General features: G+C 62.1%; 19 protein-coding genes. 8 read left to right on the top strand and 11 right to left on the bottom strand.

The window, feature by feature from the left end; genetic code table 11:
- Positions 1-37: 37 nt before the first annotated feature.
- The gene (locus ACVWZP_RS17225) at positions 38-418 is read right to left on the bottom strand and encodes a hypothetical protein (protein ID WP_046384837.1); all 381 of its coding nucleotides are present in this window, start codon (positions 416-418) and stop codon (positions 38-40) included.
- A 147-nt stretch (positions 419-565) separates the two neighbouring features.
- Between ACVWZP_RS17225 and ACVWZP_RS17220 the strand changes: the two genes are divergently transcribed.
- On the top strand, positions 566-757 hold the full coding sequence (locus ACVWZP_RS17220; protein WP_017849643.1) for a heavy-metal-associated domain-containing protein: 192 nt from the start codon (positions 566-568) through the stop codon (positions 755-757).
- A gap of 83 nt (positions 758-840) precedes the next feature.
- On the top strand, positions 841-2034 hold the full coding sequence (locus ACVWZP_RS17215; protein ID WP_457369966.1) for a multidrug effflux MFS transporter: 1194 nt from the start codon (positions 841-843) through the stop codon (positions 2032-2034).
- A 6-nt stretch (positions 2035-2040) separates the two neighbouring features.
- On the opposite strand, the gene ACVWZP_RS17210 is transcribed toward ACVWZP_RS17215, so the two are convergent.
- The 3 genes from ACVWZP_RS17210 to ACVWZP_RS17200 all read right to left on the bottom strand — a co-directional run bounded on the left by ACVWZP_RS17210 (position 2041) and on the right by ACVWZP_RS17200 (position 3819).
- Positions 2041-2226 (bottom strand): hypothetical protein, encoded by a 186-nt coding sequence (locus ACVWZP_RS17210; RefSeq protein ID WP_017849641.1) that lies wholly within the window; start codon positions 2224-2226, stop codon positions 2041-2043.
- Between the two features lie 145 nt (positions 2227-2371).
- Positions 2372-3385, bottom strand: a complete 1014-nt coding sequence (locus tag ACVWZP_RS17205; RefSeq protein WP_457369965.1) for a zinc-binding alcohol dehydrogenase family protein — start codon at positions 3383-3385, stop codon at positions 2372-2374.
- Positions 3386-3525: 140 nt separating this feature from the next.
- Positions 3526-3819 (bottom strand): putative quinol monooxygenase, encoded by a 294-nt coding sequence (locus ACVWZP_RS17200; RefSeq protein ID WP_017849638.1) that lies wholly within the window; start codon positions 3817-3819, stop codon positions 3526-3528.
- A gap of 118 nt (positions 3820-3937) precedes the next feature.
- On the opposite strand from ACVWZP_RS17200, the gene ACVWZP_RS17195 reads away from it, so the two are divergent.
- The 3 genes from ACVWZP_RS17195 (at position 3938) to ACVWZP_RS17185 (ending at position 7173) form a co-directional block, all read left to right on the top strand.
- Positions 3938-4864, top strand: a complete 927-nt coding sequence (locus tag ACVWZP_RS17195) for a LysR family transcriptional regulator (RefSeq protein ID WP_457369964.1) — start codon at positions 3938-3940, stop codon at positions 4862-4864.
- A gap of 137 nt (positions 4865-5001) precedes the next feature.
- Positions 5002-5697, top strand: coding sequence for an ArsR/SmtB family transcription factor (locus ACVWZP_RS17190; protein WP_046384834.1), 696 nt, complete (start codon positions 5002-5004; stop codon positions 5695-5697).
- A 105-nt stretch (positions 5698-5802) separates the two neighbouring features.
- Complete coding sequence (locus ACVWZP_RS17185; protein WP_046485746.1) at positions 5803-7173, top strand: MFS transporter; 1371 nt, start codon at positions 5803-5805, stop codon at positions 7171-7173.
- A 64-nt stretch (positions 7174-7237) separates the two neighbouring features.
- Here the strand turns inward: ACVWZP_RS17185 and ACVWZP_RS17180 are convergent, their stop codons facing one another.
- Positions 7238-8191 carry an adenosine deaminase gene (locus tag ACVWZP_RS17180; RefSeq protein ID WP_017849634.1) on the bottom strand — a complete coding sequence of 318 codons (954 nt, stop codon included), beginning with the start codon at positions 8189-8191 and terminating at the stop codon, positions 7238-7240.
- Positions 8192-8383: 192 nt separating this feature from the next.
- Here ACVWZP_RS17180 and ACVWZP_RS17175 point away from each other — a divergent pair, with 192 nt between their 5' ends.
- A complete protein-coding gene (locus ACVWZP_RS17175) occupies positions 8384-9472 on the top strand; it encodes a calcium:proton antiporter (RefSeq protein WP_126589087.1) in 1089 nt (362 codons plus the stop codon).
- 89 nt (positions 9473-9561) lie between these two features.
- Here the strand turns inward: ACVWZP_RS17175 and ACVWZP_RS17170 are convergent, their stop codons facing one another.
- From ACVWZP_RS17170 to ACVWZP_RS17145, 6 genes are all read right to left on the bottom strand, one after another.
- Positions 9562-10920: an 8-oxoguanine deaminase gene (locus tag ACVWZP_RS17170; RefSeq protein ID WP_457369963.1), complete on the bottom strand. Its 1359-nt coding sequence runs from the start codon at positions 10918-10920 to the stop codon at positions 9562-9564.
- Between the two features lie 172 nt (positions 10921-11092).
- Positions 11093-11779 (bottom strand): SDR family oxidoreductase, encoded by a 687-nt coding sequence (locus ACVWZP_RS17165; protein WP_017849631.1) that lies wholly within the window; start codon positions 11777-11779, stop codon positions 11093-11095.
- Between the two features lie 56 nt (positions 11780-11835).
- Complete coding sequence (locus tag ACVWZP_RS17160; protein ID WP_457369962.1) at positions 11836-12417, bottom strand: IMPACT family protein; 582 nt, start codon at positions 12415-12417, stop codon at positions 11836-11838.
- Positions 12418-12429: 12 nt separating this feature from the next.
- Complete coding sequence (locus tag ACVWZP_RS17155) at positions 12430-13089, bottom strand: TetR/AcrR family transcriptional regulator (protein WP_017849629.1); 660 nt, start codon at positions 13087-13089, stop codon at positions 12430-12432.
- An 87-nt stretch (positions 13090-13176) separates the two neighbouring features.
- On the bottom strand, positions 13177-14568 hold the full coding sequence (locus tag ACVWZP_RS17150) for a uracil-xanthine permease family protein (protein WP_046384831.1): 1392 nt from the start codon (positions 14566-14568) through the stop codon (positions 13177-13179).
- Between the two features lie 88 nt (positions 14569-14656).
- Complete coding sequence (locus tag ACVWZP_RS17145; protein ID WP_017849627.1) at positions 14657-15577, bottom strand: LysR family transcriptional regulator; 921 nt, start codon at positions 15575-15577, stop codon at positions 14657-14659.
- A gap of 125 nt (positions 15578-15702) precedes the next feature.
- On the opposite strand from ACVWZP_RS17145, the gene ACVWZP_RS17140 reads away from it, so the two are divergent.
- Both ACVWZP_RS17140 and ACVWZP_RS17135 read left to right on the top strand, forming a co-directional pair.
- Positions 15703-17052, top strand: coding sequence for an aspartate aminotransferase family protein (locus ACVWZP_RS17140; protein ID WP_017849626.1), 1350 nt, complete (start codon positions 15703-15705; stop codon positions 17050-17052).
- A 39-nt stretch (positions 17053-17091) separates the two neighbouring features.
- Positions 17092-18585: a CoA-acylating methylmalonate-semialdehyde dehydrogenase gene (locus tag ACVWZP_RS17135; protein WP_017849625.1), complete on the top strand. Its 1494-nt coding sequence runs from the start codon at positions 17092-17094 to the stop codon at positions 18583-18585.
- Positions 18586-18731: the final 146 nt, after the last annotated feature.

Here is an 18731-nt window from a genome sequence, read left to right as displayed (position 1 = left end):
AGGATCAACCTTGACCTGTGGGGAAGGTCAAGCGTCTTTAGTATTCCAATGCCGCAGGTTTGAGGTACATGCCTTCCGGGCCTTGGGCGATGCGCAACTTGCGCACATCACCGGCCTTCAGCGTGATGTTCTGCGCGGGTGGCGCCAACAGGCCCGGCAGGCAACCCGACGATTGGCCCGGCAGCAGCTTCAGGCGCAGCGACACATTGCCGGCCGGCAGGTTGAACGAGGTGGACTGTTCCTGGAACAGGCGCCCGGCCAACTGGTCCTGGATGTACAGGCCGATCTCGCAGTTGGTCGGTACTTCCAGGCGTTCGCGGGAAATGATCAACACCGCGTAGTCTTCGGCGGCGCTGGCCATGGGCGCAGCGGCAGACAAACTCATCAGGCCGACAAGGCCAAAAAACGACCAGCGCATGGCGAATGCTCCGTGGTTCACATCAAAGATGGGTGAAGCTTGGCCGACTGCGTCACCGAATACCAGCCCGGCGGCTATTTTTGCCGCTTGACCTTGCCATCGTGGCAAGGTTGACACTGCGTCCACCCTCATTAAAGGAGTCATGTCATGCAAGTATTCAACGTTGAAGGAATGACCTGCGGCCATTGCGTCCGGGCAGTGACCCAGGCGGTGCAGAATCAGGACCCGGCAGCCGAAGTGAAAGTCGACCTGGCGGCCAAGCAAGTCAGCGTGCAAAGCCAGTTGAGCCGCGACGTGATCGCCGGCTTGATCCGTGAAGAAGGCTACAGCGTCGCCTGATTTAATAGTTAGCGAGCTATCGTAATGTTCAACGCACCCAAGCGCGGCTAGACTGTCGGGCTGCCGACATACTTGGGTGCCTGATGAACCTGCGCATACTCCTGATTTTGGGCGCCTTGAGCGCCTTCGCGCCGCTGGCGATCGACTTTTACCTGCCGGGTTTCCCGGCGATGGCGACGGCGTTCGCCACCGATGAAAAACATATCCAGCTGACCTTGGCGGTGTATTTCGGCGGCCTGGCCATCGGCCAATTGATCTACGGTCCGCTGGCGGACCGCTTTGGTCGTCGTGTGCCGCTGCTCAGCGGGGTCACGTTGTTTACGCTGGCCTCCTTCGCCTGCGCCTACGCGCCGTCTTTGGATTGGCTGATCGGCGCACGCTTCGTGCAGGCCCTCGGCGGTTGCGCGGGCATGGTGATTTCCCGCGCGGTGGTCAGCGACAAGTGTGATGTGGTGACCTCGGCCAAGGTGTATTCGCAACTGATGCTGGTGACCGGCCTGGCGCCGATCCTTGCGCCATTGGCGGGCGGGCTGATGGTTGGGGTGTGGGGCTGGCAGTCGATCTTCCTGGCCCTGACGGTGTTCAGCGTGATGGCCGCGATCGCAGTGGCGGTCGGTTTGCCGGAAACCTTTCCGGCCCATCAGCCTCGGCAACCGTTGTCCGGGTCGCTGCGCCGCTATATCGACCTGTTGTCGGACCGGGTCTACCTCGGTTACGCCCTGACCGGGGGCATTTCGATTGCCGGGATGTTTGCCTACATTGCCGGTTCACCCTTCGTATTCATCAAACTCTATGGCGTGCCCGCCGAGCATTTCGGCTGGGTATTTGGCTCCAACGCCGCCGGCTTTATCCTGATGGCCCAAGTCAATGCGCGCTTGCTCGCCAAGCGCGGGCCGGCGTTCTTGCTGTCGCGCACGGTGTGGCTCTACATGCTGGCGGCGTTGGCGCTGCTCGGCGTCGCGGCCTTGCGCACCGAAGCGTTGTGGCCGTTGCTGCTGCCGCTGTTTATCTGCATCGCCAGCCTGGGCTGCATTTTGCCCAACACCTCGGCCTGCGCCATGAGCGGGCAGGGCGCGCGAGCCGGTAGCGCCTCGGCAATGCTCGGTTGCATTCAGTTCGGCGTGGCAGCGGGGGCGGCTTCGTTGGTGGGCGTGTTGCACGACGGCACGGCGATGCCGATGGCGATGGTCATCAGCTTGTGCGGGGTCTTGGCGGTGACGATTGCACTGTCGACCCAGCGCCTGCAACGAGCACGTGCCCTACAGGCGCAGGTCTGAAAGACGTCAGCCAGCGGCAGCGGAGCGTTGCTGGTCGAGTGGGAAACGGTGGGGCGCCTGGATGCGCGCTTGCAGGGTCTCGGCGAAGGCGCGGGCTTCGGCCTCACTGCGGAAGGTGATGGCTTCGCCGTCGAGACGGACCTGCCATTTATTGCCCGGGGATTTTGCTAACGCTTTTATCAGGATCTTCATTGCTGACTTCCTCACGTAAAAGAATCGTGGCAAAGGCCGCCAATATAAACCCGAATACGTTCACAATGATGACAAAGGTCAATTCCCTGACTAGTGGTGTCGTCCATCACTTACGCGAATGACGGACGACACTGACAGACCTCTTTCAGAACCCTTCCAGCACGATCTTACCCTTGGCCTTGCCGCTCTCGAGCAGCGCGTGGGCGCGGCGTAGGTTCTCGGCGTTGATCACGCCGAAGTGCTCGCCCACGGTAGTTTTCAGGGTGCCGGCATCGATCAGCTCGGCGACGCGATTGAGCAGGTTGTGTTGCTCGATCATGTCCGGCGTCTCGAACATCGAGCGGGTGTACATGAACTCCCAATGCAGCGACAGGCTCTTGCGCTTGAGTTTGCTCACGTCCAGGGCCTTCGGATCGTCGATCAGCGCCAGCTTGCCCTGGGGCTGCAAGGCTTCGACCAGTTGATCCAAATGGTGGTCGGTCTGGGTCAGGCTGGCGACGTGGGTCACCTGGGCCACACCCGCGTGTTTCAGGGCTTCGCTCAGCGGCTGGCTATGGTCGATCACCAGGTCAGCGCCAAGGGCCTTGGCCCAGGCCTGGGTTTCCGGGCGCGACGCGGTGCCGATGACCTTCAGTGCGGTGAGCTGGCTGGCCAATTGGGTCAGGATCGACCCCACGCCGCCGGCAGCGCCGACGATCAGCAGGCTCTGGCCTTCGTCCTTTTTACCCTCGCGCACTTGCAGGCGTTCGAACAACAGTTCCCAGGCGGTGATGGCGGTCAGCGGCAAGGCGGCTGCGTCGGCAAAACCCAGGCTCTTGGGCATATGGCCGACGATGCGCTCGTCCACGGTGTGCAGTTCACTGTTGCCGCCCGGGCGTACCAGGGAGCCGGCGTAGAACACTTTGTCACCGGCCTTGAACAGCGTCACTTCACTGCCGACGGCCTTGACCACACCGGCCACGTCCCAGCCGAGCACCTTGGCGGCGCCGTTTTCCGGGGCGACGTTCTGGCGGACCTTGGTGTCCACCGGGTTGACCGAGATGGCTTTGACTTCCACCAGCAGGTCGCGCGGGCCGGCGACTGGTTCCGGCAGCTCGATGTCTTGCAGGGATTTCGGATCGTTGATCGGCAGTGAGGCGTAGTAGGCAATGGCTTTCATGGGGGCTCCAGAAGTAGGGAGTTGACTGTAGGAGCGAGCTTGCTCGCGAAAAACTCACAGGGGCCGCGCTGAATCAAAAGCGCGGCGTCATCGTTTACGATTTTCGCGAGCAAGCTCGCTCCTACAAAAAAACGCGGTGATCAGGCAAGAAATTTCAGGCGCTTGAGTTCGAAGTGCGCGAGTACGTCGGCGGCCTTGGCGCGGAAACTCTGGATGTGTGCGCTCTGGTCGTGGTCGGCCAGGGCCGCGTCGTCGCGCCAGCGTTCGAGCATGTAGAACGTCTCGGGATGTTGCAGGTCCTGGTGCAGGTCGTACTGTTCGCAACCGGCTTCCTGGCGGGTCGGTTCCAGCAGGCCGCGCAGCAGCGACTCGAGGGTGTGTTGTTGGCCAGGTTTGGCGATCAGCGTGGCGATGACGTTAAAGGCAGCGGACATATTCGACTCCTGACACGGGCTGTATGGGATGGGCAGATGATTGGCTATTTCCGATGCAGATAAAAGCGGCTAAAACAGCAGTCTGTTTCAACAATATTTTGATAATGGGTGGAATTGGATGCTGCGCTTTGATGATTTGCAGTTGTTCGTGCGCGCAGCGGACCTGGGCAGTCTGTCGGCCGCGGCGCGGGTCATGGACCTGTCGCCGGCGGTGGCCAGCGCGGCGTTGAAGCGTATCGAACAGCAACTGGGCACGCGCTTGCTGGCGCGCTCGACTCGCAGCCTGCGCCTCACCGCTGAAGGGGACGGTTTTCTCGGATATGCGCGCGCCGCGCTGAGCTCGCTGGACGAAGGGCGGCGGTTATTGGCCAGTGGCCAGGACCATGTCAGCGGTGTGCTGCAACTGTCGGCGCCCTCGGATTTTGGTCGCAACCAGCTGTTGCCCTGGCTCGACGAGTTCCAGCGTGACTATCCGCAACTGACGGTGCGCCTGTTGCTGGGCGACCGCATTGCCGACCTGTTCCGCCAGCCGGTGGATATCGCCCTGCGCTATGGCGAACCGGAGGATTCCAGCCTGGTCGCGCTGCCCGTCGCGCCGGATAACGTGCGCGTGCTGTGCGCGGCGCCCAGTTATCTCGAGCGCCACGGCGAACCGCGGCATCTGGAGCAACTGGCCCAGCACAATTGCCTGCTGTATATGCTCGGCACTCGCGTGCATGACCACTGGACGTTTCATGACGGCAAACGCGAAGTCAGCCTGACTGTCGGCGGCGACCGCTTCAGTGACGATGCTGACGTGGTACGGCGATGGGCTGTCGCCGGGGTGGGCGTCGCCTACAAGTCCTGGTTGGATGTGAGCAGCGACGTCCGCGCCGGACGCTTGCGCGTGATTCTGCCTGAGCTGCGCGGCGAGCGGACGCCGCTCAACCTGTTATGCGCGCATCGCGCGCAGTTGAGTAAGCCCATCAACCTGCTGCGGGAAATGCTCGTGTCCCGTTGTGCGACATTGACCGCGCAGTGGTCGGAACAATTCACCAGTGCGTAATAGCCTCCACTAAAGCCGGAAATTTCACTCAGATCCTGTCCCTATCCGCGCTGTCAGACGCCGGGGAACTGACTGCTTGCGCACCTATACTTTGGCGCCAACCACAGCAGAGAAATGATTTAACAAGGAGTGAACACATGGAACAGGCACCTTGCATCAGTCAGATTGCCAGCTTGCTCGCCGAGCCAAAACGCACCGCCATGCTCTGGGCCTTGATGGACGGCTCGGCCAAGTCTTCCCAGGAACTGGCGACGCTCACGGGGTTGTCGCCGGCCTCGGCGAATGCCCATCTGGCGCGGCTTACCGGCGGCGGTTTGCTGCGTGTCGAAGCGCGTCGCGGCAAGCGGTTGTTTCGTGTGGCGGCGGCGGATGTCAGCACCGCCATCGATGCCTTGGCCAGTACCACCATGGCCAGTGCGGCGCGCAGCGCACCGCAGGCTTCACCGCTGACCCTGGCGGCGCCGGCCCCGCTGCGCCATGCGCGGTTATGCCATGGGCACCTCGGCGGCGAGCTGGCGGCGCAACTGTATCAGCGGATGATCGCGGCCGGCTGGATCGAGCGCCACGAGCTCCGCACCCAAGTCACGGTCAAAGGCGCGCAGCACCTGGCTGGCCTGGGCATTTTCACCCAGGCGCTGGCCTTGCCGCTGGTGTGCGACTGTTTCGATTGGAGCCAGCAGCAACCGCACCTGGGCGGCGCGCTGGGAGCCGGGCTATTGCAACTGTTTTTGCAGTCGAACTGGATCCGTGCGGTCAACGAGTCCCGCGCCTTGCTCGTCAGCGACACCGGGTTGGCGGAAATCACCCGGTTGGCCGTGCCCGACGCGCTCTGACCCGGATGACGTCGTTCAGAGTTGCGATCAGGTCGCACCCAGCAATAACCCGGAAAAACCATGGCCCACACTCCCAGAGGGGATTATTCACACAGGGGATGGGGCATGGGTACGCACGGCTATAGCGCGGCAGAACGGCTGGAACGGTTGCCCATCAGCGGTTACCACAGAGTCATTTTTATCATCATCGCCCTGGCGTTTTTCTTCGACTCCATGGATCTGGCGATGATGACTTTCCTGCTCGGCTCGATCAAAGCCGAGTTCGGCCTGAGCACGGCCCAGGCTGGCTTGCTGGCCAGTTCGAGTTTTTTCGGCATGGTGGTGGGCGCGTCGTTGTCCGGGATGCTCGCCGATCGCTTCGGGCGCAAGCCGGTGTTCCAGTGGAGCATCGTGTTGTGGGGGATCGCCAGCTACTTGTGTTCCACGGCGCAGACGGTGGAGACGCTGACGTTGTTTCGCATCCTGCTCGGCATTGGCATGGGCATGGAGTTTCCGATCGCGCAGTCGATGCTCTCGGAGCTGATTCCGGCCAAGGGGCGCGGGCGCTATATCGCGTTGATGGATGGCTTCTGGCCGTTGGGTTTTGTGGCGGCGGGGGTGCTGTCGTACTTTTTGCTGCCGCTGATCGGCTGGCGCGACATCTTCCTGGTGCTGGCGGTGCCGGCGGTGTTTGTGTTGGCGATCCGGTTTTTTATCCCGGAGTCGCCGCGCTGGCTGGAGCAGGCCGGGCGGCATGCGGCGGCGGATAAGGTGTTGCTGGGGATCGAGGCGAAAGTGCGCGATTCCCTGGGCCGCGCCGAGTTGCCGCAGCCGATTCGCCTGCCGCGGGTGGAGAGTGTGCCGGGCAACTTTTTCTCGGCGTTCCAGCAATTATGGTCGGCGCAGTATCGTCAGCGCACGATGATGATCTGGAGTGTGTGGTTCTTCGCCTTGCTCGGCTTTTATGGGCTCACCTCCTGGTTGAGTGCCTTGCTGCAGCAGTCGGGGTTTGCGGTGACCCAGTCGGTGTATTACACGGTGATCATTTCCCTGGGCGGGATTCCCGGGTTCCTGATGGCGGCCTGGCTGGTGGAGCGTTGGGGGCGCAAGCCGGTGTGCGTGGTGACCTTGCTCGGCGGCGGGGTGATGGCGTTTCTGTATGGGCAAAGCGCGGTGTTCGGCGGCAATGTCGGCCTGCTGATCGCCTCGGGGTTGTTGATGCAGTTCTTTCTGTTTGGCATGTGGGCGGTGCTGTACACCTACACGCCGGAGTTGTATCCCACTTCGGCGCGGGCGACAGGGGCCGGGTTCGCTTCGGCGATCGGGCGGGTCGGGTCGTTGCTCGGGCCGTTGGTGACCGGGCTGGTGTTCCCGATTACCGGGCAGGGCGGGGTGTTTGCCCTGGGCGCATTGTGCTTTGCGGTGGCGGCGCTGGTGGTGTGGGTGTTTGGGATGGAGACGAAGGGCAAGACCCTGGAAGAGTTGAGCGAGATTTAACCGGCAATCCACAACGAATGTGGGAGCGCGCTGGCTCCCACATTGTCAGTCGCGGTTTACGCCGTCAGGGCTTCACCAGCCGCGCATCCAGGCTGTTTTGCGCCAGGCGTTTGGCCTGGTCCTGGGTCATGCCCAGGGCGGTGTACAGCGCATGGAAGTTCTCGGTGACGTAGCCGCCGAAGTACGCCGGGTCGTCCGAGTTCACCGTCACCTTCACCCCACGCTCGAGCATGTCGAGGATGTTGTGCTGGGCCATGTCGTCGAACACGCGTAGCTTGGTGTTGGACAGCGGGCACACGGTCAGCGGGATCTGTTCGTCGATGATCCGTTGCATCAGGCGCTCGTCTTCGATGGCGCGCACGCCATGGTCGATACGCTGGACTTTCAGCAGGTCGAGGGCTTCCCAGATGTACTCGGGCGGGCCTTCTTCGCCGGCGTGGGCCACGGTGAAGAAGCCTTCGTTGCGGGCACGGTCGAACACGCGCTGGAACTTGCTCGGCGGGTGGCCCATTTCCGAACTGTCCAGGCCCACGGCCACGAACGCATCGCGAAACGGCAGCGCCTGGTCGAGGGTTTTCTCGGCTTCGGCTTCGCTCAAGTGGCGCAGGAAGCTGAGGATCAAGCCGCTGGTGATGCCCAGTTGCTGCTCGCCATCTTTGAGCGCGGCGGCGATGCCGTTGAGCACCACTTCGAACGGCACGCCACGGTCGGTGTGGGTTTGCGGGTCGAAGAAGGGTTCGGTGTGGATCACGTTCTGCGCTTTGCAGCGCAGCAGGTAGGCCCAGGTCAGGTCGTAGAAATCCTGGGAGGTGCGCAGTACATCGGCGCCCTGGTAATACAGGTCGAGAAACTCTTGCAGGTTGTTGAAGGCGTAGGCCTTGCGCAGGGTGTCGACGTCGTTCCATGGCAGCGCAATCTTGTTGCGCTCGGCCAGGGCGAACAGCAGCTCAGGCTCCAGCGAGCCTTCCAGGTGCAGGTGCAGTTCAGCCTTGGGCAGGGCGTTGAGCCAATCGTACATGTCTAAAATCTCATCGGGTGCAATGGCGGCATTCTACAGGCCATGACTGAAATAATCGGCAAAACCTGACCAAGAGGAGAGTATTGGTTCTATTCGCGCAGGGGCGCTGCGAACTAAGATGTAACGAAACGTTAGCGATGTACTGCAGTCTGTACCCCGTCAATGACTGATTTGCCGCACAAAAGGCCCGCAATGCTCACCTCTCTCAAGCAAGAAAAATTCATGCTGCTGGCGCTGATCGCCGCCGTCGCCGCGTACCCGCTGGAGCACTGGATGCTCCATAACGGGCAAATGGTCGCGCTACTGGCCGGCCTGGCGCTGATCGGCTTTATCGTGGTGGCGTCGATGCGCGTCGCTCACCATGCCGAGCAGTTGGCGGAAAAGGTCGGCGACCCCTACGGCACCATGATCCTGACCCTGGCCGCCGTGCTGGTGGAAGTGGTGATCCTGGCGATCATGATGAGCAACGAACCGTCGCCGACCCTGGTGCGCGACACCATCTACTCGGCGGTGATGCTCGATATCAACGGCATCCTCGGCCTGGCCGCGCTGATGGGGGGCATCAAGCACGGCGAACAATCCTACAATGACGATTCGGCGCGCACCTACAGCGTGATGATCCTCACCGCCATGGGCGTGTCGATGGTGGTGCCGGAATTCATCCCGGAAGCGGACTGGAAAATTTACTCGGCCTTCACCATCGGCGCGATGGTGGTGCTCTACACCCTGTTCCTGCGCATGCAGGTGGGCCCGCACAGTTATTTCTTCAGCTACAGCTACCCGGAAAAACGCCGCAAGACGTTGCCGGAAGAACAGGCGCCGCCGGTGAACCTGGCATTTTCCATCGGTACGCTGGTGTTCGGGGTGATTGTGATTGGCGCGCTGGCCGAGGTGATGTCCAAGACCCTCGACCTGGGCCTGGAAGGCACGGGCGCACCGCCGGTGATGACGGCGATTGTGGTCGCGGCCATCTCGGCGGCACCGGAGATTCTGACCGCCTTGCGCGCCGCCCTGGCCAACCGCATGCAGTCAGTGGTGAACATTGCACTGGGCGCATCGTTGTCGACGGTGATCCTGACGGTGCCGGTGATGGAAGCGATGGCGCTCTACACCGGCCAGCCGTTCCAGATGGCGATGACGCCGGTGCAAAGCGTGATGGTGTTGATCACGCTGATCGTCAGTGCGATCAACCTCAACGATGGCGAAACCAACGCCATCGAAGGGATGACCCACTTTGTGTTGTTTGCGACCTTTATCATGTTGTCGCTGTTAGGGGTGTAGGCGTGAGCTTGCTCGCGAACAATCTGAGAGCGCCGTGTGAATCAGAACACCTGCGTTAGCGTTGACGTTTTTCGCGAGCGAGCTCGCTCCTACAAGGGATTGATCAGGTTACGGGCGGCCTGGCTGTGATCGGCAATCAAGCCTTTGAGGTCGAGGCCCTCGACCTGGCCGTCGATCACCCGCCATTGCCCGCCGATCATCACCCGGTCGGCCCGGTCGGCGCCGCACAACAGCAACGCCGAAATCGGATCGTGACTGCCGGAGAAGCGCAGTTCGTCCAGCTTGAACAGCGCCAGATCGGCCTGCTTTCCTACGGCTAACTCACCGATATCCGAACGACCGAGCAACTGCGCCGAGCCTTTGGTCGCCCAGCCCAGCACGCCTTGCGGGGTGATTTTTTCCGCGCCATAACGCAGGCGCTGGATGTACAGCGCCTGGCGGGCTTCGAGGATCATGTTCGACGCATCGTTGGAGGCCGAACCGTCCACGCCCAGGCCGATCGGGGCACCGGCGGCGAGCAGGTCCAGGGTCGGGCAGATGCCGGAGGCCAGGCGCATGTTCGAGCTTGGGCAATGGCAGATCCCGGTGCCGGCGGCGCCCAGGCGGGCGATTTCGTCCGGGTTGAAGTGAATGCCGTGGGCCAGCCAGGTGCGCGGGCCGAGCCAGCCGACGCTGTCGAGGTAGTCCACGGTGCGCAGGCCGAAGCGTTGCAGGCAGAAGTCTTCCTCGTCGAGGGTTTCCGCCAGGTGCGTGTGCAGGCGCACGTCGAGGCTCGCGGCCAGTTCGGCGCTGGCTTGCATGATTTGCGGGGTGACGGAAAACGGCGAGCAGGGCGCCAGGGCGATCTGGATCTGCGCGCCGTCGCCGCGTTCGTGGTACTGGCGGATCAGGCGCTGGCTATCGTCCAGAATTACCGCGCCCTGTTGCACGGTTTGCTGCGGCGGCAAGCCACCGTCGGCTTCGCCCAGGCTCATGGAGCCGCGAGTGAGCATGGCGCGCATGCCCAGTTCGCGCACCACGTCGACTTGCACGTCGATGGCATGTTCCAGGCCGTCCGGGAACAGGTAGTGGTGGTCTGCCGCCGTGGTGCAGCCTGAGAGCAGCAATTCCGCCAGCGCGACTTTGCTGGCCAGGGCGAGTTTTTCCGGGGTCAGCCGCGCCCACACCGGGTACAGGGTCTTCAGCCACGGGAACAACGGCTGATTGACCACCGGCGCCCAGGCGCGAGTCAGGGTCTGGTAGAAGTGATGATGGGTATTGATCAGCCCCGGCAAGACCACATGTTCGCGGGCGTCGAACACCTGTGTACAGGGCTGTGCAGGCGCTTGCCCGATGCCCAGCAGTTCGTTGATCACACCGTCTTGCAGCACCAGGCCGCCGCGGGCATCGAGGCCATTGGCAGTGAAAATCGCGAGGGGGTTTTTTAACCAGATACGGGTCGCAGGCATGGGCCGGCTCCTCTGAATGATGGGTTCAGGTTTGCCAGCTCAGTGTTGCCCTGTCTGCTGATCCAGGGTCGCCGGTGAGGGCGAGGTGGCTAGATTACGTGTAGTTCTAGATCCGGTCTACCGGTAGGAACGCGCTGCTCTCGAGAAGCGTGTTCCCACCTTTGATGGCGGCTTACCAGGGAATGGTATGGCCCCGGTAGTCCACGAAGTGGTGGCCGCCTTTGCCGGTGTAGGCATTCACCTGATCGAGCAGGCCGCGCACGCTGGTCTCGACGTCGATGTGTGCGTTTTCGCCGCCCATGTCGGTCTTCACCCAACCCGGATGCAGGGAAAGCACGGTCATTTTTTGCTCGCCGAGTTGGGTGATGAAGCTGTTGGTCATCGAGTTGAGGGCGGCCTTGCTCGCCTTGTAGAGCGCCAGCTCGGAACCGTCAGGGATGGTCACGCTGCCCAGGACTGAACTCATGAACGCCAGCACGCCGGAATCTTTGCGGATCTGCCCGACAAAGCGCTGGGCCAGGTTGATCGGCGCCACGGCGTTGGTGAAGAACAACTGGCCGACTTCCGCCAGGGTGGCGTGGCCAGGTTCCTGGTTCGCCGGGCCCTTGACGCCGGCGTTGACGAACAGCAGGTCGAATGTGCGTTCCTTGAGGCGCTGGCTCAGGGCGATCACAGCTTGCTGATCGTCCATGTCGAGTTTCTCGATCTGTACCGGGCCCACGGCTTTCAGGGCGTCGGCCTTGTTCGGGTCACGCACGGTGGCGGTCACGTCCCAGCCATCCTTGAGCAATTGCTTGACCAGGCCAAGGCCCAGCCCGCGTGAGGCGCCGATGATCAGTGCGGTTTTTGGCGTAGACATGCAGAGCTTCCTTTGACGTCGCGGTTCAGGGCGTTCAGCGAACAACATTAGCAGTTTCAACGTTGCAGCAGGATACGCCCCCGGCTCAGGTCGGCAAGCTGGTTTTGCAGGGTGTCGATGTGTGCTTCGCCCAGGGCCAGTTGCAGCTCCACGCCATTGGCGGTGAAGTGTTCCTCCAGTACCAGCCCGCCGAGTTCGGTGACCCGCAACTTGACCAGGTTCAGTTCGGAAAACCCGCAGTCGCAGCTCAACGGCACGCGGCTGATCAGCTCGATGCGCTCGGCGGTTTGCAGGCATTTGTTCGCGCCGCCGCCATACGCCCGCGCCAGCCCGCCGGTGCCCAGTTGGATGCCGCCGTACCAGCGAATCACCAGCACCACCACCTGATCGAAGCCCTGGGCCTCGATGGCGGCGAGGATCGGTCGCCCGGCGGTGCCGCCAGGTTCTCCGTCGTCGTTGCTGCGGTACTGGTCGGCGAGTTTCCAGGCCCAGCAATTGTGCGTGGCGTTCAGGTCGCTGTGCTGCTCGATGAACGCCTGGGCTTCTTGCGCGCTGGTGATCGGTGCGGCCAGGGTGATGAAGCGGCTTTTGCGAATTTCTTCGCGGAATTCGCAAAGGCCGGTGAGGGTGAAAGGCATAGGCGGTGTCGTCTAGAGGGCGGGCTTGATGCCACAGCCTTTGAGAATGATGTGGATCAGGTTGGTGCCGGCGTCTTCCATATCTTGTTTGGTCAACTTGGTGCGCCCGGTGACGCGGCAGATCTGGCTGGCGAAGTCGGCATAGTGCTGGGTGCTGCCCCACAGCAGGAAGATCAGGTGGACGGGGTCGATGGGGTCCATCTTGCCGGCATCGATCCAGGCCTGGAACACGGCCGCCCGGCCACTGAACCAGGCGCGGTAGTCCTGGCCGAAGTATTCAGTAAGGCATTCGCCGCCGCTGATGATCTCCATGGCGAAGATCCGCGAGGCCTGGGGCTGTCGTCGGGAAAACTCCATCTTGGTGCGGATGTAGCGGGTGAGGGCCACGGCCGGGTCGTCCTCGGCGGTCAGCGCGTTGAAGGTGCTGTCCCACAGTTCGAGGATATTGCTGAGCACCGCGACGTACAGGCCCATCTTGTTGGTGAAGTAGTAGTGCAAGTTGGCCTTCGGCAACCCGGCGCTGGCAGCGATGGTGTTCATGCTGGTGCCCTTGTAGCCGTGACGCGCGAACTCGTCTTCGGCCGCTTGAAGAATCGCTTGCTCGTTCTTTTGCCGAATGCGGCTGGCGGGCTTCCCGGCGTGGGTGCTGTGGGCAGGAACTTCGAGGCTCATGGAGGTTTCCGTGCTGATCGATAGAGACGATGTATGCACAGATAACCCACCCTCAAGCCTCAGACAAGTCCTGATGCAATAAAACCCTCAAAGCGGTTCCAGCGTATCGCCATGTGGCGCGCCGTTTGCTGCGGGGCTCGCTTTGGCTTCCGGCAGTAACAGGCACAATGCGATGGCGGTCAGCCCGCCGCTGGTGATGGCCGAGTCGAACAGGTTTTGCACCAGCGTCGGCATCAAGTGCAGCAGGTTCGGTTGGGCGGCAATGCCCAGGCCGACGCCGAACGAGGTGGCGATGATCAGCATGCTGCGTCGGTCCAGCGGCGCCTGGGCGAGAATACGCACGCCGGCCGCCGCCACGCTGCCGAACATCACCAGGGTCGCGCCGCCCAATACCGGTTTGGGGATTTGCTGCAGCACCGCGCCGATCGATGGAAACAAGCCGAGGCAAAACAGCACCACGCCGATGTACAGGCCGACATAGCGGCTGGCCACGCCGGTGAGTTGGATCACGCCATTGTTCTGGGCGAACGTGGTGTTGGGGAACGCGCTGAAGGTGGCGGCGATCATGCAGCTCACCCCGTCGCCGAGTACGCCGCCCTTGAGCCGGTTTATATAAGACGGGCCGCTGATGGGCTGGCGGGCGATCATGCAGTTGGCGGTGAGGTCACCCACGGTTTCGATGCTGCTGATCAGATAAATCAGCGCGATGGGTAGGAAGGCGCTCCAGTCGAAGTTGAAACCATAACGAAACGGCATCGGCAGGCTGATCAACGGCAGGTCGGGCAGGGCCTGGGGCACCAGTTTGCCGCTGAACCAGGCCGCGAGGCTGCCGAGGGCCAGGCCGATGATGATCGCCGAGAGGCGTACCCAGGGTGTGTTCGAGCGGTTGAGCAGGATGATCGTCAACACCACGAACAGGCCCAGTGCCAGGTTGATGGGCGCGCCGAAATCGGCGGCATTGAACCCGCCGCCGAGGTCGGTGATACCCACTTTGATCAGGCTGATGCCGATCAGGGTAATCACGATCCCGGTGACCAGCGGCGTGATCACCCGGCGCAGTTGCCCGATAAAACGGCTCAGCACGATTTGTACGGCGGCGCCGAAAAAGCACACGCCGAAGATCATCGCCAGGATGTCTTCCGGGCTGCCGCCGCGTTGCTTGACCAGGAAGCCCGCCGACAGCACGGCGCCGAGAAACGCAAAGCTGGTGCCCTGCAGGCAGATCATGCCGGCGCCGATGCCAAACGGCCTACGCGCCTGGATGAAGGTGCCGACACCGGACACCATCAGCGCCATGCTGATCAGGTACGGCAGGTGAGCCGCCAGGCCCAGGGTCGAGCCGATGATCAGCGGCGGCGTGATGATGCCGACGAAGGCGGCCAATACATGTTGCAGGGCGGCCAGTAGGGCGGGCAGGGGTTTTGGGCGGTCGTTGAGGCCGTAGATCAGGTCGCTGGGGCTGGACGTTTCTGGTGGCATGGCGGGCAAACTCGAGTCGGACGGTTCTAGGTCCTTGTGCCCTTGCAAAAAGCTGTCCACTTGCTCAGCTTTTTGTGCGAGGCCCGAATTAGCGGGTTGCCGCCAAGCTGTCGAGGAAACTTTCCAGCACCAAATGAGGGCGCCGCCCCTTGCGCGTGACCGATGCCAGGCTTAAATCGTAAAAACGTGTAGCCGGTTTCAGCGCGCGTAGTCGGCCTTGTTGCACCCACAGGCTGGCGTAGTGATCGGGCAGGTAGCCGATGTAGCGGCCGGTGAGGATCAGGAACGCCATGCCTTCGCGGTCAGAAGCGCTGGCGGTGCAGTTGAGGGCCTGGTAGTGGGCCTGGATCTCGGCGGGCAGGCGGAAGGTGGGGGCGATCGCATCCTGGTCGTCGATGCGTCCATCCTCCAACTGCTTGTCGTCGGCATAGAACAGCGGGTGGCCGACGGCGCAGTAGAGCAGCGAGCGTTCGCTGTACAGCGCCTGGTATTCCAGGCCGGACAGCGCGCTGGCCTGGGGCACCACGCCGACATGCAGGCGGCCGTCGAGCACGCCTTGTTCCACTTCATTGGGGGCAATCATGCGGATCTGGATCTGCACGTCCGGGCCGCGTTCCTTCAATTGCGCCAGGGCATGGGTGATACGCATGTGGGGCAGGGTGACGAGGTTGTCGGTGAGGCCGATGATCAGTTCGCCGCGCAAATGCTGGTGCAGGCCGTTGACCTCGGTGCGAAAGCTTTCCAGGGCACTCAAGAGTTGCAGTGCCGATTGATAGACCTCGCGGCCTTCCTCGGTCAGCGAGAATCCGGCACGCCCGCGCTGGCACAGGCGCAATCCCAGGCGTTGCTCCAGATCGCTCATTTGCTGGCTGATGGCCGAGCGGCCGATGCCGAGCACGGTCTCCGCCGCCGAGAAGCCGCCACACTCCACCACACTGCGAAAGATGCGCAACAGGCGAATATCGAAGTCGCTGACTTGGGCCAGGGGGTCGGGTCGACGGATGCTCATAGTTTAGTCGGGGCCTGACTGAAGGTTAGAAGAGTTGGATTTCACAGACTTTATCCCCGTGGCAATTTAGCTGCAAGAACGCTTTTCAATCCCGGCGCTGCTTTTTGCCTTGCGAGGTTTTGCTGATGAACATGTCCGAAAACGCCCCTTCGTCCCTGGCCAGCCAACTGAAGTTGGACGCTCACTGGATGCCTTACACCGCCAACCGTAACTTCCAGCGTGACCCGCGCCTGATCGTGGCCGCCGAAGGCAGCTGGTTGACCGATGACAAGGGCCGCAAGGTCTACGATTCGTTGTCGGGGCTGTGGACCTGCGGCGCCGGGCACACCCGCAAGGAAATCCAGGAAGCGGTCGCCAAGCAACTGGGCACGCTGGACTACTCGCCGGGCTTCCAATACGGTCATCCGCTGTCGTTTCAACTGGCGGAAAAAATCACCGACCTGACCCCGGGTAACCTCAACCATGTGTTCTTCACCGACTCCGGTTCCGAGTGCGCCGATACGGCGGTGAAGATGGTGCGTGCGTACTGGCGCCTAAAAGGCCAGTCTACCAAGACCAAGATGATCGGCCGCGCCCGTGGCTATCACGGGGTGAACATCGCCGGCACCAGCCTGGGCGGCGTCAACGGCAACCGTAAGATGTTTGGTCAGGCGATGATGGATGTTGACCATCTGCCTCACACCTTGCTGGCGAGCAATGCGTTCTCGCGCGGCATGCCGGAGCAGGGCGGTATTGCCCTGGCCGATGAACTGCTCAAGTTGATCGAGTTGCACGACGCGTCGAACATCGCTGCCGTTTTTGTCGAGCCGATGGCCGGCTCCGCTGGCGTGTTGGTGCCGCCACAGGGTTACCTCAAGCGTCTGCGTGAAATCTGCGACCAGCACAACATCCTGTTGGTGTTCGACGAAGTGATCACCGGTTTCGGCCGTACCGGCTCGATGTTCGGCGCCGACAGCTTCGGCGTGACCCCGGACCTGATGTGCATCGCCAAGCAAGTCACCAACGGTGCGATCCCGATGGGCGCGGTGATTGCCAGCAGCGAGATCTATCAGACCTTCATGAACCAGGCGACGCCGGAATACGCGGTGGAATTTCCCCACGGCTACACCTACTCGGCACACCCGGTGGCCTGCGCGGCTGGCCTGGCGGCATTGGACCTGCTGCAGAAGGAAAACCTGGTGCAGAGCGTAGCCGAAGTCGCTCCGCACTTTGAGAATGCGCTGCATGGTTTGAAGGGCAGCAAGAACGTGATCGACATCCGCAACTACGGTCTGGCCGGCGCGATCCAGATTGCCCCGCGTGACGGTGATGCCATCGTGCGTCCGTTCGAGGCTGGCATGGCCTTGTGGAAAGCCGGTTTCTACGTGCGTTTTGGCGGCGACACCCTGCAGTTCGGGCCAACCTTCAACAGCAAGCCGCAGGACCTGGATCGCCTGTTCGATGCCGTCGGCGAAGTGCTGAACAAGATCGACTGATTTCTCCTTCTATATAGAACAACTTTTCAGGAGCCCTGCATGAGCCTTATCCAGCATTTGATCGACGGCCAATTGGTCAGCGAATCCGGTCGCACTGCCGATGTGTACAACCCGTCCACCGGCCAGGTGATTCACCAGGTGCCGCTGGCCAGTCGCGAAACCATCCAGCGCGCGATCGACTCGGCCAAGGCCGCATTCCCGGCCTGGCGTAATACGCCGGCGGCCAGGCGTGCCCAGGTGATGTACCGTTTCAAGCAGTTGCTGGAGCAGAACGAAGCGCGCATCTCGCAGTTGATCAGCGAGGAGCACGGCAAGACCTTGGAAGACGCGGCGGGGGAATTGAAGCGTGGCATCGAGAACGTGGAGTACGCGTGCTCGGCGCCGGAAATTCTCAAGGGCGAGTACAGCCGCAATGTGGGGCCGAACATCGATGCCTGGTCGGATTTCCAGCCGTTGGGCGTAGTGGCCGGGATTACCCCGTTCAACTTCCCGGCGATGGTGCCGTTGTGGATGTACCCGCTGGCGATCGTCTGCGGCAACTGCTTTATCCTCAAACCGTCGGAGCGTGATCCGAGTTCGACGCTGCTGATCGCGCAATTGCTGCAGGAGGCCGGCCTGCCTAAGGGCGTGCTGAGCGTGGTGCATGGCGACAAGGGCGCGGTGGATGCGCTGATCGAAGCGCCGGAGGTCAAGGCCTTGAGCTTTGTGGGTTCGACGCCGATTGCCGAGTACATCTACGCCGAAGCGACCAAGCGCGGCAAACGCGTGCAAGCGCTGGGCGGCGCGAAGAACCATGCGGTGCTGATGCCGGATGCCGATCTGGATAATGCGGTCAGTGCCTTGATGGGCGCGGCCTATGGTTCCTGCGGCGAGCGTTGCATGGCGATCTCGGTGGCGGTGTGTGTGGGTGACCAGGTGGCGGATGCATTGATCGCCAAGTTGGTGCCGCAGGTCAAGGCGCTGAAGATTGGCGCGGGCACCTCGTGCGGCCTGGATATGGGGCCGCTGGTCACCGGCCAGGCGCGGGATAAGGTCAGCGGCTATATAGAAGACGGTGTGGCGGCGGGCGCTGAGCTGGTGGTCGATGGTCGTGGCTTGAGCGTTGCCGGGCATGAACAGGGGTTCTTCCTCGGCGGCAGTTTGTTTGACCGCGTGACGCCGCAGATGCGTATCTATAAAGAAGAGATCTTCGGGCCGGTGTTGTGCGTGGTGCGGGTCAATAGCCTGGAAGCGGCGATGCAACTGATCAACGATCACGAGTATGGCAACGGCACGTGCATCTTCACCCGTGACGGTGAAGCGGCGCGTCTGTTCTGTGACGAGATTGAAGTGGGCATGGTCGGCGTGAACGTTCCACTGCCGGTGCCGGTGGCCTACCACAGCTTTGGCGGCTGGAAGCGCTCGCTGTTTGGCGACTTGCATGCTTACGGGCCGGATGGCGTGCGTTTCTATACCCGGCGCAAGGCCATTACCCAGCGCTGGCCGCAACGGGCCAGTCATGAAGCGTCACAGTTTGCCTTCCCTAGCTTGTAAGACGCGTTGAAAGCCGGCCCCTTGGGGCCGGCTTTCGCGTTTTTGCGGCCTTTTTGACCGATATGACAGAATTGTGAAAAAAAGGTGTTGACGGCAAATCCTGGACGTCTATAATTCGCCCCACTTCCGGCGCAGTCGAAACGGAA

This window comes from Pseudomonas sp. TE36184 (assembly GCF_054060055.1).
Note: the sequence above shows the minus strand (reverse complement) of the source record. Positions and strands in the feature narration are given on the sequence as shown.

Coding starts and splice junctions, on each gene's coding strand:
- ACVWZP_RS17225 (WP_046384837.1), bottom strand. CDS start 418: ATGCGCTGGTCGTTTTTTGGCCTTGTCGGCCTGATGAGTTTGTCTGCC.
- ACVWZP_RS17220 (WP_017849643.1), top strand. CDS start 566: ATGCAAGTATTCAACGTTGAAGGAATGACCTGCGGCCATTGCGTCCGG.
- ACVWZP_RS17215 (WP_457369966.1), top strand. CDS start 841: ATGAACCTGCGCATACTCCTGATTTTGGGCGCCTTGAGCGCCTTCGCG.
- ACVWZP_RS17210 (WP_017849641.1), bottom strand. CDS start 2,226: ATGAAGATCCTGATAAAAGCGTTAGCAAAATCCCCGGGCAATAAATGG.
- ACVWZP_RS17205 (WP_457369965.1), bottom strand. CDS start 3,385: ATGAAAGCCATTGCCTACTACGCCTCACTGCCGATCAACGATCCGAAA.
- ACVWZP_RS17200 (WP_017849638.1), bottom strand. CDS start 3,819: ATGTCCGCTGCCTTTAACGTCATCGCCACGCTGATCGCCAAACCTGGC.
- ACVWZP_RS17195 (WP_457369964.1), top strand. CDS start 3,938: ATGCTGCGCTTTGATGATTTGCAGTTGTTCGTGCGCGCAGCGGACCTG.
- ACVWZP_RS17190 (WP_046384834.1), top strand. CDS start 5,002: ATGGAACAGGCACCTTGCATCAGTCAGATTGCCAGCTTGCTCGCCGAG.
- ACVWZP_RS17185 (WP_046485746.1), top strand. CDS start 5,803: ATGGGTACGCACGGCTATAGCGCGGCAGAACGGCTGGAACGGTTGCCC.
- ACVWZP_RS17180 (WP_017849634.1), bottom strand. CDS start 8,191: ATGTACGATTGGCTCAACGCCCTGCCCAAGGCTGAACTGCACCTGCAC.
- ACVWZP_RS17175 (WP_126589087.1), top strand. CDS start 8,384: ATGCTCACCTCTCTCAAGCAAGAAAAATTCATGCTGCTGGCGCTGATC.
- ACVWZP_RS17170 (WP_457369963.1), bottom strand. CDS start 10,920: ATGCCTGCGACCCGTATCTGGTTAAAAAACCCCCTCGCGATTTTCACT.
- ACVWZP_RS17165 (WP_017849631.1), bottom strand. CDS start 11,779: ATGTCTACGCCAAAAACCGCACTGATCATCGGCGCCTCACGCGGGCTG.
- ACVWZP_RS17160 (WP_457369962.1), bottom strand. CDS start 12,417: ATGCCTTTCACCCTCACCGGCCTTTGCGAATTCCGCGAAGAAATTCGC.
- ACVWZP_RS17155 (WP_017849629.1), bottom strand. CDS start 13,089: ATGAGCCTCGAAGTTCCTGCCCACAGCACCCACGCCGGGAAGCCCGCC.
- ACVWZP_RS17150 (WP_046384831.1), bottom strand. CDS start 14,568: ATGCCACCAGAAACGTCCAGCCCCAGCGACCTGATCTACGGCCTCAAC.
- ACVWZP_RS17145 (WP_017849627.1), bottom strand. CDS start 15,577: ATGAGCATCCGTCGACCCGACCCCCTGGCCCAAGTCAGCGACTTCGAT.
- ACVWZP_RS17140 (WP_017849626.1), top strand. CDS start 15,703: ATGAACATGTCCGAAAACGCCCCTTCGTCCCTGGCCAGCCAACTGAAG.
- ACVWZP_RS17135 (WP_017849625.1), top strand. CDS start 17,092: ATGAGCCTTATCCAGCATTTGATCGACGGCCAATTGGTCAGCGAATCC.